17 protein-coding genes are annotated in these 13784 nt (G+C 70.9%); 15 read left to right on the top strand and 2 right to left on the bottom strand.

What is annotated here, in order from left to right; genetic code table 11:
• The first annotated feature begins 35 nt into the window (after positions 1 to 35).
• The 5 genes from phnC (at position 36) to phnE (LGR69_RS25055) (ending at position 4731) form a co-directional block, all read left to right on the top strand.
• The gene (phnC, locus tag LGR69_RS25035) at positions 36 to 884 is read left to right on the top strand and encodes a phosphonate ABC transporter ATP-binding protein (protein ID WP_230367699.1); all 849 of its coding nucleotides are present in this window, start codon (positions 36 to 38) and stop codon (positions 882 to 884) included.
• A 114-nt stretch (positions 885 to 998) separates the two neighbouring features.
• Positions 999 to 1925, top strand: a complete 927-nt coding sequence (phnD, locus tag LGR69_RS25040; RefSeq protein ID WP_007560213.1) for a phosphonate ABC transporter substrate-binding protein — start codon at positions 999 to 1001, stop codon at positions 1923 to 1925.
• A 103-nt stretch (positions 1926 to 2028) separates the two neighbouring features.
• Positions 2029 to 2958: a phosphonate ABC transporter substrate-binding protein gene (gene phnD / locus LGR69_RS25045; RefSeq protein WP_230367700.1), complete on the top strand. Its 930-nt coding sequence runs from the start codon at positions 2029 to 2031 to the stop codon at positions 2956 to 2958.
• A gap of 25 nt (positions 2959 to 2983) precedes the next feature.
• Positions 2984 to 3865, top strand: coding sequence for a phosphonate ABC transporter, permease protein PhnE (gene phnE / locus LGR69_RS25050; RefSeq protein WP_091865504.1), 882 nt, complete (start codon positions 2984 to 2986; stop codon positions 3863 to 3865).
• Complete coding sequence (gene phnE, locus LGR69_RS25055; RefSeq protein WP_091865502.1) at positions 3862 to 4731, top strand: phosphonate ABC transporter, permease protein PhnE; 870 nt, start codon at positions 3862 to 3864, stop codon at positions 4729 to 4731. The genes phnE (LGR69_RS25050) and phnE (LGR69_RS25055) overlap by 4 nt, the downstream gene beginning before the upstream one ends.
• A 6-nt stretch (positions 4732 to 4737) precedes the next feature.
• Here the strand turns inward: phnE (LGR69_RS25055) and phnF are convergent, their stop codons facing one another.
• Positions 4738 to 5481, bottom strand: coding sequence for a phosphonate metabolism transcriptional regulator PhnF (gene phnF, locus LGR69_RS25060; RefSeq protein WP_230367701.1), 744 nt, complete (start codon positions 5479 to 5481; stop codon positions 4738 to 4740).
• A 79-nt stretch (positions 5482 to 5560) separates the two neighbouring features.
• On the opposite strand from phnF, the gene phnG reads away from it, so the two are divergent.
• From phnG to phnN, 9 genes are all read left to right on the top strand, one after another.
• Complete coding sequence (gene phnG / locus LGR69_RS25065) at positions 5561 to 6028, top strand: phosphonate C-P lyase system protein PhnG (RefSeq protein ID WP_230367702.1); 468 nt, start codon at positions 5561 to 5563, stop codon at positions 6026 to 6028.
• A 2-nt stretch (positions 6029 to 6030) separates the two neighbouring features.
• Complete coding sequence (gene phnH, locus LGR69_RS25070) at positions 6031 to 6618, top strand: phosphonate C-P lyase system protein PhnH (RefSeq protein ID WP_230367703.1); 588 nt, start codon at positions 6031 to 6033, stop codon at positions 6616 to 6618.
• A 3-nt stretch (positions 6619 to 6621) separates the two neighbouring features.
• On the top strand, positions 6622 to 7722 hold the full coding sequence (locus tag LGR69_RS25075) for a carbon-phosphorus lyase complex subunit (protein ID WP_230367704.1): 1101 nt from the start codon (positions 6622 to 6624) through the stop codon (positions 7720 to 7722).
• Positions 7723 to 7733: 11 nt separating this feature from the next.
• On the top strand, positions 7734 to 8609 hold the full coding sequence (locus LGR69_RS25080) for an alpha-D-ribose 1-methylphosphonate 5-phosphate C-P-lyase PhnJ (RefSeq protein WP_039902374.1): 876 nt from the start codon (positions 7734 to 7736) through the stop codon (positions 8607 to 8609).
• Complete coding sequence (locus LGR69_RS25085; RefSeq protein ID WP_230367705.1) at positions 8606 to 9082, top strand: GNAT family N-acetyltransferase; 477 nt, start codon at positions 8606 to 8608, stop codon at positions 9080 to 9082. The genes LGR69_RS25080 and LGR69_RS25085 overlap by 4 nt, the downstream gene beginning before the upstream one ends.
• Positions 9079 to 9852 carry a phosphonate C-P lyase system protein PhnK gene (phnK, locus tag LGR69_RS25090; RefSeq protein ID WP_091865488.1) on the top strand — a complete coding sequence of 258 codons (774 nt, stop codon included), beginning with the start codon at positions 9079 to 9081 and terminating at the stop codon, positions 9850 to 9852. The genes LGR69_RS25085 and phnK overlap by 4 nt, the downstream gene beginning before the upstream one ends.
• Positions 9849 to 10553, top strand: coding sequence for a phosphonate C-P lyase system protein PhnL (gene phnL / locus LGR69_RS25095; protein WP_091865485.1), 705 nt, complete (start codon positions 9849 to 9851; stop codon positions 10551 to 10553). The genes phnK and phnL overlap by 4 nt, the downstream gene beginning before the upstream one ends.
• A gap of 111 nt (positions 10554 to 10664) precedes the next feature.
• Positions 10665 to 11801, top strand: coding sequence for an alpha-D-ribose 1-methylphosphonate 5-triphosphate diphosphatase (locus tag LGR69_RS25100; protein WP_230367706.1), 1137 nt, complete (start codon positions 10665 to 10667; stop codon positions 11799 to 11801).
• A complete protein-coding gene (gene phnN / locus LGR69_RS25105; protein ID WP_230367707.1) occupies positions 11801 to 12331 on the top strand; it encodes a phosphonate metabolism protein/1,5-bisphosphokinase (PRPP-forming) PhnN in 531 nt (176 codons plus the stop codon). The genes LGR69_RS25100 and phnN overlap by 1 nt, the downstream gene beginning before the upstream one ends.
• A gap of 128 nt (positions 12332 to 12459) precedes the next feature.
• On the opposite strand, the gene LGR69_RS25110 is transcribed toward phnN, so the two are convergent.
• Positions 12460 to 13326, bottom strand: a complete 867-nt coding sequence (locus LGR69_RS25110; RefSeq protein ID WP_230367708.1) for an outer membrane protein — start codon at positions 13324 to 13326, stop codon at positions 12460 to 12462.
• 309 nt (positions 13327 to 13635) lie between these two features.
• On the opposite strand from LGR69_RS25110, the gene LGR69_RS25115 reads away from it, so the two are divergent.
• Positions 13636 to 13784: GTP-binding protein (locus LGR69_RS25115; RefSeq protein WP_230367714.1), on the top strand; the 149-nt coding region annotated here is incomplete at its 3' end.

Genomic DNA, 13784 nt, shown 5'->3' on the forward strand with positions numbered 1-13784 from the left:
TTTAGCTGCGCGCATTCCGCAGCGGATGGACATGAATGCTCGTCGTCGAGGATCTCACGCGTCAGTACGGCGGCCGCCGGGCCGTGGACGGTGTCTCGTTGCAGATCGAACGCGGGACCTTCGTCGGCGTGATCGGCCGGTCTGGAGCTGGCAAATCGACACTTCTGCGCCTGATCAACCGGCTTGCCGACCCGAGTTCGGGCCGCATCCTCTATGACGGCCGCGACGTCACCGGCCTGACGGGCCGGGCCCTGCGGGAATGGCGCACCCGCTGCGCCATGATCTTCCAGCAATTCAATCTGGTCGGCCGGCTGGACGTGATGAACAACGTCCTGATGGGCCGGCTCAGCCATGTGCCGACCCATCGGTCCCTGCTCCGGATGTGGTCCGACGAGGACCGGGCCATGGCGCTCGCCGCCCTCGAGAGCTTCGACATGGGCGAGTTCGCCGGCCAGCGGGCCGACGGCCTGTCGGGCGGGCAGCAGCAGCGCGTCGCCATCGCCCGGGCCCTCGTGCAGGAGCCGGAGATCCTGCTGGCCGACGAGCCGGTGGCGTCCCTGGATCCGCGCAACACCCGCCTGGTGATGGATGCGCTGGCCGCGGTGAACCGGCGCTACGGCATCACGGTCCTGTGCAACCTGCACTCCCTCGACCTCGCCCGCGCCTATTGCGACCGCCTCGTCGGGCTCGCCGCCGGCCGGGTGGTGTTCGATGGCGGCCCGTTCGACCTGACCGAGGATGTGGCGCGCCGCCTCTACGGCCTGGAGGCCGGCGAGGTGCTGGACGATTCCGCCGTGCGCGAGGCGGAGCAGCGGGCGGCCATGCCGGGGCTCCCGGGCCCCGTGCCGGTCCAGCCCATCCGCGAGGCCGCCATCGGCGCCTGAGCCGGCGGCGTCGGGACCAAAACGCTAAAAACGACGGGGCGGGGAAGCGCCTGGCTTGGTGTGCCGATTGCGGTCGGCCGATCCAGCGCCTGATACGGATCTGAGACTCACACGATGATCACCCGACGCACCCTCGCCGCCGCGGCAGCGCTCGCGCTGCTCGGCCTGCCGGCCGCCGCCCAGGACTGGAAGGCCAAGTATCCCGAGCTGAGCCTGGGGGTGATCCCCGCGGAGAACGCCAGCGGCACGGCCGACCGTTACGCGCCTCTGACCGCTTACCTGACCAAGGCGCTCGGCGTGCCGGTGAAGCTGCGGGTCGCCAGCGACTACGCCGCGGTGATCGAGGGCCAGCGCGCCGGCAACATCCAGATCGCGTTCTACGGGGCGGCCTCGCTCGCCCGTGCCGCGATGACCGGGGTGAAGCTCGAGCCGATGGTGAGCCCGGTGCACGAGACCGGAACCGCGGGCTATTACTCGGTGATCTACGCCCTGGCCTCCAGCCCGTACAAGACGGTCGAGGACCTCAAGGGCAAGAAGCTCGCCCTGGTCGATCCGAACTCCACCTCCGGCAACCAGGCGCCGCGCTTCTTCCTGAAGCAGGCTGGCTACGACGTCGACACGCATTTCGGCAAGGCCGTCTATGCCGGGAGCCACGAGAACGCCGTGCTGGCCCTGACCCAGGGCACCGTGGATGCGGCGGCGAACTTCTGGAACTCCGAGACGGACAGCAATCTCACGCGCATGCTCACCAAGGGCGTCGTCAAGGACGCCGCCGGCAAGCCGATGCAGAAGTCGGACTTCCGCATCGTGTTCAAGTCCGGCGCCCTGCCCGGGGACGCTTACGCCGTGCTGGCCACCCTGCCCGACGACCTGAAGGCCAGGATCCGCCAGGCCTTCGTCGATCTGCCCAAGGCCGACACGGCGGCGTTCAACCGGCTCTCCGACGGCAAGGATCTCGGCGTCACCCCGGTGACGCTCAAGGACTACCAGCCGGTCATGGACATGCTGAAGGCCAACGACGAGCAGCGCAAACGCTCCTGATCCCGGCTTTCACCCGGTTCGCGCCGCGTTGCGGGCGCCACCGCCTCACCACCGGCATGCCGCCGCCCGGCGGCCGGCCGATCCATCACCCGAGGACCACACGATGATCACCCGACGCACCCTCGCCGCCGCGGCCGCGGCGCTCGCCCTCCTCGGCCTGCCGGCCGCCGCCCAGGACTGGAAGGCCAAGTATCCCGAACTGACCCTGGCGGTCATCCCGATGGAGAATGCCAGCGGCACCAACGACCGCTACGCCCCTCTGGCGAACTACCTGAGCAAGGCGGTCGGCATGCCGGTGAAGCTGCGGGTCGCCAGCGACTACGCCGCCGTGATCGAGGGCCAGCGGGCCGGCAACATCCACATCGCGTTTTACGGGCCGGCTTCCTTCGCCCGGGCCGTGATGACCGGCGTGAAGGTCGATCCGATGGTGAACCCGCAGCACGAGACCGGCGCGTCGGGCTATTACTCGGTGATCTACACGCTGGCCTCTAGCCCGTACAAGACGATCGAAGACCTCAAGGGCAAGAACCTCGCCCTGGTCGATCCGAACTCCACCTCCGGCAACCAAGCGCCGCGCTTCTTCCTGAAGCGGGCCGGCTTCGACGTGGACAAGCATTTCGCCAAGGCGGTGTTTGCCGGCAGCCACGAGAATGCCGTCCTGGCCCTGACCCAGGGCACCGTCGACGCCGCCGCGAACCTGTGGAACTCCGAGACCGACTCGATCGTGACCCGCATGATCACGAAGGGCATGCTGAAGAAGCCCGACGGCACGCCGATGCAGAAGTCGGATTTACGGGTGGTGTTCAAGTCCGACTTCCTGCCGGAGGGCCCCTATGCCGTGCTGGCGAGCCTGCCGGATGACCTGAAGGCCAAGATCCGCCAGGCCTTCCTCGACATGCCGACCGCCGACAAGGCGGCGTTCGACAAGCTGTCCGACGGCAAGGATCTCAGCCTCACCCCGGTGACGCTCAAGGATTACCAGCCGATCATCGACATGCTGAAGTTCAACGACGAGCAGCGCAAGAAGTCCTGATCGCAAGCCTGATCGGACCCCCGCCTTGCGCGGCCTGACACCCCTGCCGCCGGAGCGGGAAGCCGCCCTCTCCGGCCTGTACGCGGCGGCGAGCGGCGCCGCCCGCCGCCGCACGCTCGCGAGCTTCGCCGTCGTGGCGGTGCTGGCGCTGCTCGCGGCCCTCGCCGCCGAAGTGCGGCCGCTGGTCTTCGCCGAGAATATCGGCAAGTTCACCGCCTATCTCGCGCAGATCTGGCCGCCGGTCGGTCTCGAGCATCCGCTCGAGGATGTGCGCGCCTGGTACTGGGGCCTGCCCAAATGGCTCGCCCTGCTCGGCGAGACCGTGCTGATGGCCTATCTCGGCACCTTGCTCGGCGGACTCGCGGGCTTCGCCCTCAGCTTCGTGGCCGCCGCCAACCTGGTACGGTCGCCCACGGTGCGTTTCGTCGCCAAACGCTTCCTGGAGGTGTGCCGCACGATTCCCGACGTGGTGTTCGCGCTGCTGTTCGTCATCGCCTTCGGGCTCGGCCCGATGGTCGGCGTGCTGGCCCTGGCGGTCCACACCACGGGCGCGCTCGGCAAGCTGTTCTCCGAGGTGGTCGAGAATATCGACATGCGCCCGGTCGAGGGCCTGTCGGCCTCGGGGGCCAGCTGGATCGAGACCGTGCGCTTCGCCGTGCTGCCGCAGGTCCTGTCGAACTTCGCCTCCTACGCGCTGCTGCGCTTCGAGATCAACGTTCGCGGGGCGGCGGTGCTGGGCTTCGTCGGCGCCGGCGGCATCGGGCAGGAGTTTCTGGCCGCGATCCGCAACTTCTACTACGCGGATGTCAGCGCGATCCTCGGCCTGATCATCCTCACCGTCATCGGCATCGACCTCGCCACCGAGCAGGTCCGCCACCGGCTGACCGGCACCGAGGAGGCCCGATGAGCAAGGCCCGCTCCGAAACCCTGCGGGCCGAGGCTCGGGCCGAGCTCGCGCGCCTGCGCGCCCGCTACCCGGCGCAGTTCCGGACGGATTGGCCCGCGCGCCTGCGCGCCGCGCTGCTTCTCGGCGGCCTGATCGGGCTGGCCGGCTTCGGCGCCTGGCAGTTCGAGATGTCGCCCGCGCGCCTCCTCTACGGGCTCGGGCGCCTCGGCTCCTTCGCGCTGCTGATGCTGCCGCCATCGCCGGAGGGGCATCTCGGCACCTTTGTGCACGCCCTGGGCGAGACGCTGGGCATCGCCTTCCTGGGCACCCTGACGGCGGCGATCCTGGCCTTCCCGGTGGCGCTGCTCGCCGCCCGCAACGTCGTGCCCAACCCGTTCGCGCATTTCGCCGTGCGCCGGGGCCTCGACGTGATGCGCTCGGTCGACGTGCTGATCTGGGCGCTGATCTGGATCAACGTCGTTGGCCTCGGCCCCTTCGCGGGGATGCTCGCCATCGCGTGCTCGGATTTCGGCGCGTTCGGCAAGCTGTTCTCCGAGGCGATCGAGACCTGCGACCGGCGACCGGGCGAGGGCGTCGTCGCCTCGGGCGGCTCGGCCCTGCACCGCATCCGCTTCGGGCTGATCCCCGGGGTGCTGCCGGTGCTGGCGAGCCAGGTGCTGTATTTCTTCGAATCGAACACCCGCTCGGCCACGATCATCGGCATCGTCGGGGCGGGCGGCATCGGCCAGTACCTCACCGAGCTGATCCGCGTCCTGGAGCTGCAGCAGGTCGCGTTCCTGGTGCTGATGATCCTCGCCACCGTGGCGGCGATCGACTGGGTCTCGACCCGCCTGCGCCGGGCGATCATCGGGCCGGCGGCGCGCTGAGCGATTTCAGCCGCCGATCACCAGTTCGACCCGGTCTGCGGCGAACAGCGTGCGGTTCGCCTGGATCGGCACGCCCGCGGAGTCGATGTTGACGCTCGACACCACCATGACCACCCGCCCGGGGGCGATGTCGAGGCGCTCCGCCTCCTGGGCATCGGCCGGGCGGGCGCGGATCCGCGTCGAGAGCCGGGTGTAATCGTGGACCCCGCAGGCCGCGAAGGCGCGGGTGATCGAGCCGCGCTCGGCGTAAGCCGCGGCGAAGCCGGAAAAGCGCGGCAGGGGCAGCCAGGTCTGCGCGGTCGAGATCGGGGCATCGTCCGCCCGGTGGATCGTCAGCAATTCGAGGATCGGCGCGCCCGGCTCGATCGCCAGCGCCGCCGCCTGTTTGGGGCCGGCCGGGACGGTGGCCGAGGCGAGCAGGTCGCCCCAGGCCTCGCGCCCGGCCCCGGTGACGATCTCGGAGAAGCGGGTGCGCGGGCCGATCGGGTAGGCGAGCGGCGCCTCCTCCACGAAGGTGCCGCGCCCCTGGCTGGCGCGCACGAGGCCGCCCTCGGCCAGGGCGGCGAGCGCCCGCCGCACCGTGTGCCGGTTGACCGCGAAGCGCGCAGCGAGCGCCGCCTCGGTCGGCATCTGCTGGCCCGGCGCGTAACGCCCGGCCGCGATATCGGCGGTCAGCGCGTCGGCGATCTGCCGCCACGCCGTCAGCCCCTCTCCCCGGACGAGGCCGGGCGCCTGCTCCTGTGCATCCATCCTGTCATCCAAACTTCATTTGCGCCCGGCACGCTAGTTGTCTACACGACTAGACAACAGCTCGACAGAGGGATTCGCGATGGCGACGAGCCCGCTTCACCAAGGCCGGGATGAGAGTGCGGCCCGCCGGGCCGTGATGGCGCTCTGCGCCGATGCGAGCCGGGACGACCTCGACGCCGCCTTGCAGACCCTCGCAGCCCCGCCCATCGAGGATCTGCGCCCGCCCGAGACCGGGCTGGTGATGGCCACGGGCCGAATCGGCGGCGACGGGCGGCCGTTCAATCTCGGCGAGGTCAGCGTGACCCGGGCGGCGATCCGGCTCCCCGACGGGGCCACCGGCTTCGCCTACCATCTCGGCCGCGACCGCATGAAGGCGCGGCTCGCCGCCACCCTCGACGCGCTCTGGCAGGATCCGTCCCGCCGCGCCCGGGTCGAGGACGCGCTCCGGTCCGCTGCCGAGAAGGCCGAGGCCGCCCGCCATCGGGCGGCCCGTCGCACCGCCGCCACCCGCGTCGATTTCCTGACGCTGGCCCGCGGGGAGGATTGAGCATGCTCGCACCCGGCTTCGCCGATCCGGTCCACGACGCGCAGGGGACGTTCCGCGCCGTGATGGACGCGCTCGCCCGCCCGGGCCTGCCCCGGCGCCTCGAGGCCGGGCTGGAACCCCCGGCGCCGCTGACCCCGGAACTCGCCGCCATCGCGCTGGCGCTCACCGATGCCGACACGCCGGTCTGGCTCGATGCCGGCCTCGCGGCCGCGCCCGAGGTCGCCGCCTATCTGCGCTTCCACACCGGGGCGCCGCTCACCGACGACCCGGCCCGGGCGGCCTTCGCGCTGATCCGCGATCCGGCCCGATGCCCGCCGTTCGTCCGCTTCGCGCCGGGCACGCCGGCCTATCCCGACACCTCGACCACCCTGGTGCTGGCTCTGGACACGATCACGGCCGGGGAGGGGCTGCGTCTCACCGGTCCCGGGATCGACGGTACGACGCGGATCGCGCTCGCGCCCCTGCCGGAGCGGTTCGTCGGGCAGCTGGCCGAGAACCGCGCCGGGTTCCCCCTGGGAATCGACCTGATCCTCACCGCCCCCGGCCGCGTCGCCGGCCTCCCGCGCTCCACCGCCGTCACGGAGAGCTGACCGATGTATGTGGCTGTGAAGGGCGGCGAGGCCGCCATCGACAACGCCCACCGGCTGCTCGCCGAGACCCGCCGGGGCGACCCGGCCGTGCCGGAACTCACCGTCGCGCAGATCCGCGAGCAGATGACACTGCTGGTCGACCGGGTGATGGCCGAGGGCTCGCTCTACGATCCCGACCTCGCCGCGCTGGCCCTCAAGCAGGCCCGCGGTGACGTGGTCGAGGCGGTCTTCCTGGTCCGCGCCTTCCGGACGACGCTGCCGCGGTTCGGCGCCTCGAAGCCGGTCGATACCGGCGCCATGGCGGTGGCGCGGCGGGTCTCGGCGACCTTCAAGGACCTGCCCGGCGGCCAGGTGCTCGGGCCGACCTTCGACTACACCCACCGGCTGATCGACTTCGCGCTCGCCGCCGCGGGCACGGTCGAGCCCGCCGCCGAGGCCGAGCCGCGCGACGATGCCGGCACCTGCCCGCGGGTCACCGATTTGCTCGCCCAGGACGGCCTGATCGAGCCTTCGCCTCCGGATGACGGCGCCCCCGTAGGCGACCTCACCCGGGAGCCGGTGGATTACCCGGCCGACCGGGCCCTGCGCCTCCAGGCCCTGGCCCGGGGCGACGAGGGCTTCGTCCTCGGCCTCGGCTACTCGACCCAGCGCGGCTACGGCCGCACCCACCCGTTCGTGGGCGAGGTCCGGGTCGGCGACGTGGCGGTGGAGTTCGTGCCGGAGGAGCTGGGCTTCCCGGTGCCGCTCGGCCGGATCCGACTCACCGAGTGCCAGATGGTCAACCAGTTCACGGGCTCCGGGACGACGCCGCCCCAATTCACCCGCGGCTACGGGCTCACCTTCGGGCAGAGCGAGCGCAAGGCGATGGCCATGGCCCTGGTCGACCGGGCACTGCGGGCGGCGGAGCTCGGCGAGCCCGTGACGAGCCCGGCCCAGGACCAGGAATTCGTGCTCGCCCATTGCGACAGCCTCCAGGCCACCGGCTTCGTCGAGCACCTGAAGCTGCCCCACTACGTCGACTTCCAGGCGGAGCTGGAGCTGGTCCGGCGCCTGCGCGCGGAGTTTTTTCGAGATTCAGACAGCGTGCAGGAGGCGGCCGAGTGAGCGCGACAGCGATGATCGAGCCGAGCCGATCCGAAGCCGGCTACAATTTCGCCTACCTCGACGAGGGCACCAAGCGGATGATCCGCCGGGCCATCCTCAAGGCCATCGCGGTGCCGGGCTACCAGGTGCCGTTCGCCTCCCGGGAGATGCCGATGCCCTACGGCTGGGGCACCGGCGGCGTGCAGGTCACCGCGGCGGTCCTGGGGCGCGCGGACGTGCTCAAGGTGATCGACCAGGGCGCCGACGACACCACCAACGCGGTCTCGATCCGGCGCTTCTTCGCCCGCACCTCCGGGGTCGCCACCACCACCCGGACCACCGAGGCGACGATCATCCAGACCCGCCACCGCATCCCGGAGACGCCCCTGCGTGAGGGCCAGGTGCTGGTCTACCAGGTGCCGATCCCCGAGCCCCTGCGCTTCCTCGAGCCGCGCGAGACCGAGACCCGCCAGCTCCACGCCCTGCGCGAGTACGGCGCCATGCACGTGAAGCTCTACGAGGATATCAGCCGCCACGGCCACATCGCCACCACCTACGCCTACCCGGTGGAGGTCGCCGGCCGCTACGTGATGGACCCGTCGCCGACGCCGAAATTCGACAACCCGAAGATGGATGATTGCCCGGCCCTGCAGCTGTTCGGGGCGGGGCGCGAGCGGCGCATCTACGCGGTGCCGCCCTACACCTCGGTGCGCAGCCTCGACTTCGAGGACCATCCGTTCCGGGTACAGCAATTCGACCAGCCCTGTGCCCTGTGCGGCGCCGAGGGCGTCTATCTGGACGAGATGCTCCTCGACGATGCCGGCCGGCGGATGTTCGTCTGCTCGGACACCGACCATTGCGAGGGGCGCCGCGCGGACGGCCATGTCGGCACGGGAGACGCGGTATGACCGGCCTCACGGTCCGCCGGGCCGGAAAGCCCGACCTCCCGGCTGTCCTCGCCCTCTACGCCGAGCTGAACGCCGGCCGGGTGGCGACAATCGATCAGGCCGAGACGCTCCTCGACCGGATCGTCACGGCCTATCCCGATTACGGGGTCTACGTGGCGGAGGTCGACGGCGGGATCGTCGGCACCTTCTGCCTCATCATCCTCGACAACATCGCCCATTGGGGCATGCCGTCGGCCCTCGTCGAGAGTGTGGTGGTCGCGTCCGGGCATCGCGGCGGCGGCCTCGGCCGGGCGATGATGCGCGAGGCGTTCCGCATCGCCCAGGCCCGGGGCTGCTACAAGCTCGCCCTGTCCTCGAATGTCGACGCCAAGCCGGCGCACGCCTTCTACGAGAGCCTCGGCTTCGAGCGCTACGGCTACAGCTTCCGCCTTGATCCGCCCTTCGTGCCCGACGCCGCAGAGGTGACCCGATGAGCGAGCCCCTGCTGCAGGTTCGCGGCCTGACCAAGCGCTACGGCGCGCGCCTCGGCTGCGCCGACGTGTCGTTCGACCTCGATCCCGGCGAGGTGCTGGCGATCGTGGGTGAATCCGGCTCGGGCAAGTCGACGCTGCTCTCCCTCGTCGCCACCGAGCTGGCGCCGGATGCCGGGACGGTCTCCTACCGGATGCGCGACGGCGTGCTGCGCGACCTCGCCGGCCTGAGCGAGGCCGAGCGCCGGGCGCTGATGCGCACCGACTGGGGCTTCGTGCGCCAGGACGCGGCCCAGGGCCTGCGCATGACGGTCTCGGCCGGCGGCAATGTCGGCGAGCGCCTGATGGGGGTCGGCGAGCGCCATTACGGCCGCATCCGCGGGCAGGCGCTCGACTGGCTCGGCCGGGTCGAGATCGCCGCCGACCGGATCGACGATCCGCCCACGCGCTTCTCCGGCGGCATGCGCCAGCGCCTGCAGATCGCCCGCAACCTCGTCACCGGCCCGAGGCTGGTGCTGATGGACGAGCCGACCTCGGGGCTCGACGTCTCGGTCCAGGCCCGGCTGCTCGACCTGATCCGGCGGCTCTCGGCCGAGCTCGGCCTGGCGGTGATCATCGTCACCCACGACCTCGCGGTGGCGCGGCTGCTCTCGCACCGGATCATCGTCATGCGTGCCGGCCGGGTGATCGAGACCGGCCTGACCGACCGCGTGCTCGACGATCCCGAGCACGCCTACACCCAGCTCCTCGTCTCCTCGGTGCTCGCCGCATGACCGCGCTTCTGACCTTCCAGGACGTCGCCAAGAGCTTCACCCTGCACCTGCGCGGCGGCGTCGTTCTTCCGGTGGTGGGCGGGGTGAGCCTCTCGGTGGCGCCGGGCGAGTGCGTGGTGCTCGGTGGCCCCTCCGGGGCGGGCAAGTCCTCGCTCCTGAAGATGGCCTACGGCAATTACCGCTGCGATGCCGGCGCGATCCTGGTCCGCGACGGGGACGCCGTGGTGGACGTGGTGCGGGCCGATCCGCGCCGGATGCTGGCCCTGCGGGCGCGGGTCATCGCCTACGTGTCGCAGTTCCTGCGGGTGATCCCCCGGGTCTCGACCCTCGACGTGGTCGAGGCCGCCGGCCGCGAGGGCGGCCTGTCCGAGGACGCGGCGCGCGCGCGGGCGAAGGATCTGCTGGCCCGGCTCAACCTGCCCGAGCGGCTCTGGAGCCTCCCGCCCGCCACCTTCTCCGGCGGCGAGCAGCAGCGGGTGAACATCGCCCGGGGGCTGATCGCCGACCGGCCGCTGCTCCTGCTCGACGAGCCCACCGCCTCCCTCGACGCCAGCAACCGCGCCGTGGTGGCCGCGCTCGTGCGCGAGAAGCTGGCCGCCGGGGCCGGCGTACTCGGCATCTTTCACGACAGCGAGATGCGCGATGCTGTGGCGACGCGAATCGTCGACGTGACGCGCTTCGCGCAAGCCCGGGCGGCCTAGCGCGGCGTGGCGGGAATCGGAGCCGGCACGACGCGCTAGACTTTTGATTTACTTCGTCTTTTTCCGAACGCTGGATGTCACCGTGCGGGACGAGGCTGTAGAGGAGTTCCGATGAGCGACCTGATCCTCGAGAACGCGATCCTGGTCCTGCCGGACCGGGTCGAGCACGGCTGGCTCGCCGTGACCGACGGCCTCATCGCGGAGATCGGCACCGGGCGCGCGCCCGAGCGCGGCCTCGACCTCGGCGGCGACCACCTGATCCCCGGGCTGATCGAGCTGCACACCGATCACCTCGAGAGCCATTTCGCGCCCCGGCCCAAGGTCCGCTGGCATCCCCTCGGCGCGGTGCTCGCCTACGACGCGCAGATCACCGCCTCGGGCATCACCACGGTGTTCGATTCCCTGCGCGCCGGCAGCGACCCCGACGGAAGCGGCCTCGGCTCCGAACTGAAGCAGCTCGCCGCGGCGATCGAGACCGCGCGCGCCGGCAACCTGTTCCGGGCCGAGCACTACACGCATCTGCGCTGCGAGCTGCCGTCCGCGGACGTGCTCGACACGGTGGCGGATTTCAACGCGCGCTACCCGATCGGCCTGATCTCGCTGATGGACCACACCCCGGGCCAGCGCCAGTTCCGGGATATGGAGAAGTACTACACCTACGCCACGCGGGGCGGCCGCACCCTGGAGGAGATCCGGGTCAACACCGAGCGCAAGATCCGGGAGGGGCAGGCGCTGAACGGCCGCAACCGTCCGGCTCTGGTCCAGTTCGCCCAGGAGATGGGCATCCCCCTGGCGAGCCACGACGACACGACCCTGGCCGATGTCGAGCTCGCCGCCGGCGAGGGCGTGGCGCTGGCCGAGTTCCCGACCACCCTGGAGGCCGCCGAGGCCGCCCACGGGCGCGGGATCACCGTGATGATGGGCGCGCCGAACCTGATCCGCGGCGGCTCGCATTCCGGCAACGTCGCCGCCCTGGCGCTGGCCGAGGCCGGCCATCTCGACATCCTGTCGTCGGATTACGTGCCGGCGAGCCTGCTGATGGCGGCCTTCCTGCTGCCCGAGCAGGCGCCCGCGATCTCGCTGCCGCAGGCGCTGGCCACCGTCACGGCCAATCCCGCCCGCGCCACCGGCCTGACCGACCGCGGCGCCCTGCAGGCGGGCCTGCGGGCCGACCTGGTCCGGGTCCAGCGCGCGGAAGGGGTGCCGGTGGTCCGGGAGGTCTGGCGCGCCGGCCTGCGGGTCGCCTGATGGCGGGCTGCCTGGTCCTGGTGGTCGGCCCGAGCGGCGCCGGCAAGGATACGCTGATCCGGCTGGCCCGGGCGGAGCTGGCGGGCGACCCGCGTTACGTCTTCCCCCGCCGCCTCGTGACCCGGCCGCCCTCCGGCGACGAGGACAACGACGAGATCGACGGGGCCGCCTTCGAGACCGGCTGCGCGTCCGGCGCCTTCACCCTGCATTGGCGCGCCCACGGCCTCGGTTACGCGATTCCCGCGCAGGCCGCCGATCTCGCCGCGGGCGGGCATGTCGTGGTCTGCAACGTCTCACGCCGCATCGTCGAGGAGGCCCGGGGCGGCACCGTTCCGGTCAGCGTGGTCGAGGTTACGGCGCCCCCCGAGATCCTGGCCAGCCGCATCGCGGCCCGCAATCGGCCGGAGGACGGCGACCTCGCCGCGCGCCTGGCCCGCGAGGCCCGGGTCCGGGCCGACCTGACCATCTTCAACACCGGCACGCCGGACGAAGCGGCGGCCCGGCTGATCGCGCATCTGCGCGCCTGCTAGGCCGTCTCGCGCCGGGCGGCTCGCCGCGCGACAGCCCGAAAACAAGACGGGCGCGCGCCGATCCCGGCACGCGCCCGCGAATGTCAGCCCGAGCGGTTCGCTCCCGGGCTGCGCCTGTCGGCTCGGTCCTAGAAGCCGCCGAACTTGTAGTTGAAGCCGGCGCGGACGATGCTGCCCTCGGTCCGGAAGCGCGAGATGTAGGCGCCGTTGTTGCCGGGGCCCGGTATGGCCGAGACGAGGACGCTCTGGCTACCGAGGTCGTAGTGCAGGTACTCGGCCTTGATGGTCACGGCGTCATACTTGATGCCGAGATACTTGCCGACCGCGAAGTTGTTCAGGAAGCTGTCGGTCGGGATCGCGAACTCGATGCCGCCGCCATAGGCGAAGCCGGTCTTGAAGTCGTCGTAGCGGCCGGCGAACTGCAGGGCGCCATCGGGCCGGTAGAAGTTGGCATCGTGGAACACGTTGCCGTAGGCGAGACCGCCCATGCCGTAGACCAGGACCCGGTCGAACGCGTAGCCGACGCGGCCCGTGAGGGTGCCGAGCCAGTCGAGGCTCTGGCGGAACTGGCTGATGTTGGGGATCGTGCCGCCGGCGTTCGGCGCGCCGACAACCACTCGGTTCTTGGTGATGTCGGTCCAGTCGATGCTGTTGGCGATACCGACCACGATGCCGGAGCCGGGCGTGAACTGATAGTTGTAGCCGGCGGTGCCGCCGATGTTGGCGATGCCGTCCTGCGAGGTCGAGGTCAGGAACGGGCGGCGTCCGGCCTGCACGTTATTCGCATTGCCCGGCAGGACGCCGATCGTGGTGATCCGCTGGTTGTCGGTGAAGGTGTAGGCCGACTCGAGACCCGCGTAGAAGCCCGTCCAGGTGAAGACCGGAACCGGAGTGAAGACCGGCGGCGGCGCGGCGCGACGCGGCAGGTCGGCAGCGACGGCGGCCGTCGAGACCAGCGCCGTGGCGGCGGTGGCGAGGAGGAACTTCTTCATCATGTTTGCGGGACCCGGGTGACCAGTGGTTGTCGCCACTTAAGCTCGGCCGCTTCAGGTCCGCTATGCCCTGCAAGCCACACTGTGTCTCGAAAGTGTCCACCGGAAGTGGTGAGCATCAGTATCCGCGTCGTCCAATGTGGCGGCTCGGCGCTTGACAGACGGCGTCGCACCGGGGGCCTCGTGCGCGCCGGACCTTGATCGCGGGCGGCCGAGCCTCTAAGCGGACCGCGTTTTTCGCCCCTCTTCACGTTCGGGGCGGCCGACCAGGATCCGGGGAACAGCGTGGTCCCCGCCGCAGGAATGGGAATCATGGGCAAGGAAAAGTTCTCCCGCACCAAGCCGCACTGCAACATTGGCACGATCGGTCACGTCGACCACGGCAAGACGTCGTTGACGGCGGCGATCACGAAGGTTTTGGCGGAGACGGGCGGGGCGACGTTCACGGCCTACGACCAGAT

The sequence above is a fragment of the Methylobacterium brachiatum genome (assembly GCF_020523825.1).
Lineage (GTDB): Bacteria > Pseudomonadota > Alphaproteobacteria > Rhizobiales > Beijerinckiaceae > Methylobacterium > Methylobacterium brachiatum.

What these genes read in the sequence shown, in the direction of transcription:
- LGR69_RS25080 (WP_039902374.1), top strand. Translation starts at nt 7,734, where the DNA reads ATGATCGAGCCGAGCCGATCCGAAGCCGGCTACAATTTCGCCTACCTC.
- phnD (WP_230367700.1), top strand. Translation starts at nt 2,029, where the DNA reads ATGATCACCCGACGCACCCTCGCCGCCGCGGCCGCGGCGCTCGCCCTC.
- phnD (WP_007560213.1), top strand. Translation starts at nt 999, where the DNA reads ATGATCACCCGACGCACCCTCGCCGCCGCGGCAGCGCTCGCGCTGCTC.
- LGR69_RS25085 (WP_230367705.1), top strand. Translation starts at nt 8,606, where the DNA reads ATGACCGGCCTCACGGTCCGCCGGGCCGGAAAGCCCGACCTCCCGGCT.
- phnG (WP_230367702.1), top strand. Translation starts at nt 5,561, where the DNA reads ATGGCGACGAGCCCGCTTCACCAAGGCCGGGATGAGAGTGCGGCCCGC.
- phnH (WP_230367703.1), top strand. Translation starts at nt 6,031, where the DNA reads ATGCTCGCACCCGGCTTCGCCGATCCGGTCCACGACGCGCAGGGGACG.
- phnF (WP_230367701.1), bottom strand. Translation starts at nt 5,481, where the DNA reads ATGGATGCACAGGAGCAGGCGCCCGGCCTCGTCCGGGGAGAGGGGCTG.
- LGR69_RS25100 (WP_230367706.1), top strand. Translation starts at nt 10,665, where the DNA reads ATGAGCGACCTGATCCTCGAGAACGCGATCCTGGTCCTGCCGGACCGG.
- phnK (WP_091865488.1), top strand. Translation starts at nt 9,079, where the DNA reads ATGAGCGAGCCCCTGCTGCAGGTTCGCGGCCTGACCAAGCGCTACGGC.
- phnC (WP_230367699.1), top strand. Translation starts at nt 36, where the DNA reads ATGCTCGTCGTCGAGGATCTCACGCGTCAGTACGGCGGCCGCCGGGCC.
- phnL (WP_091865485.1), top strand. Translation starts at nt 9,849, where the DNA reads ATGACCGCGCTTCTGACCTTCCAGGACGTCGCCAAGAGCTTCACCCTG.
- LGR69_RS25110 (WP_230367708.1), bottom strand. Translation starts at nt 13,326, where the DNA reads ATGATGAAGAAGTTCCTCCTCGCCACCGCCGCCACGGCGCTGGTCTCG.
- LGR69_RS25075 (WP_230367704.1), top strand. Translation starts at nt 6,622, where the DNA reads ATGTATGTGGCTGTGAAGGGCGGCGAGGCCGCCATCGACAACGCCCAC.
- phnN (WP_230367707.1), top strand. Translation starts at nt 11,801, where the DNA reads ATGGCGGGCTGCCTGGTCCTGGTGGTCGGCCCGAGCGGCGCCGGCAAG.
- phnE (WP_091865502.1), top strand. Translation starts at nt 3,862, where the DNA reads ATGAGCAAGGCCCGCTCCGAAACCCTGCGGGCCGAGGCTCGGGCCGAG.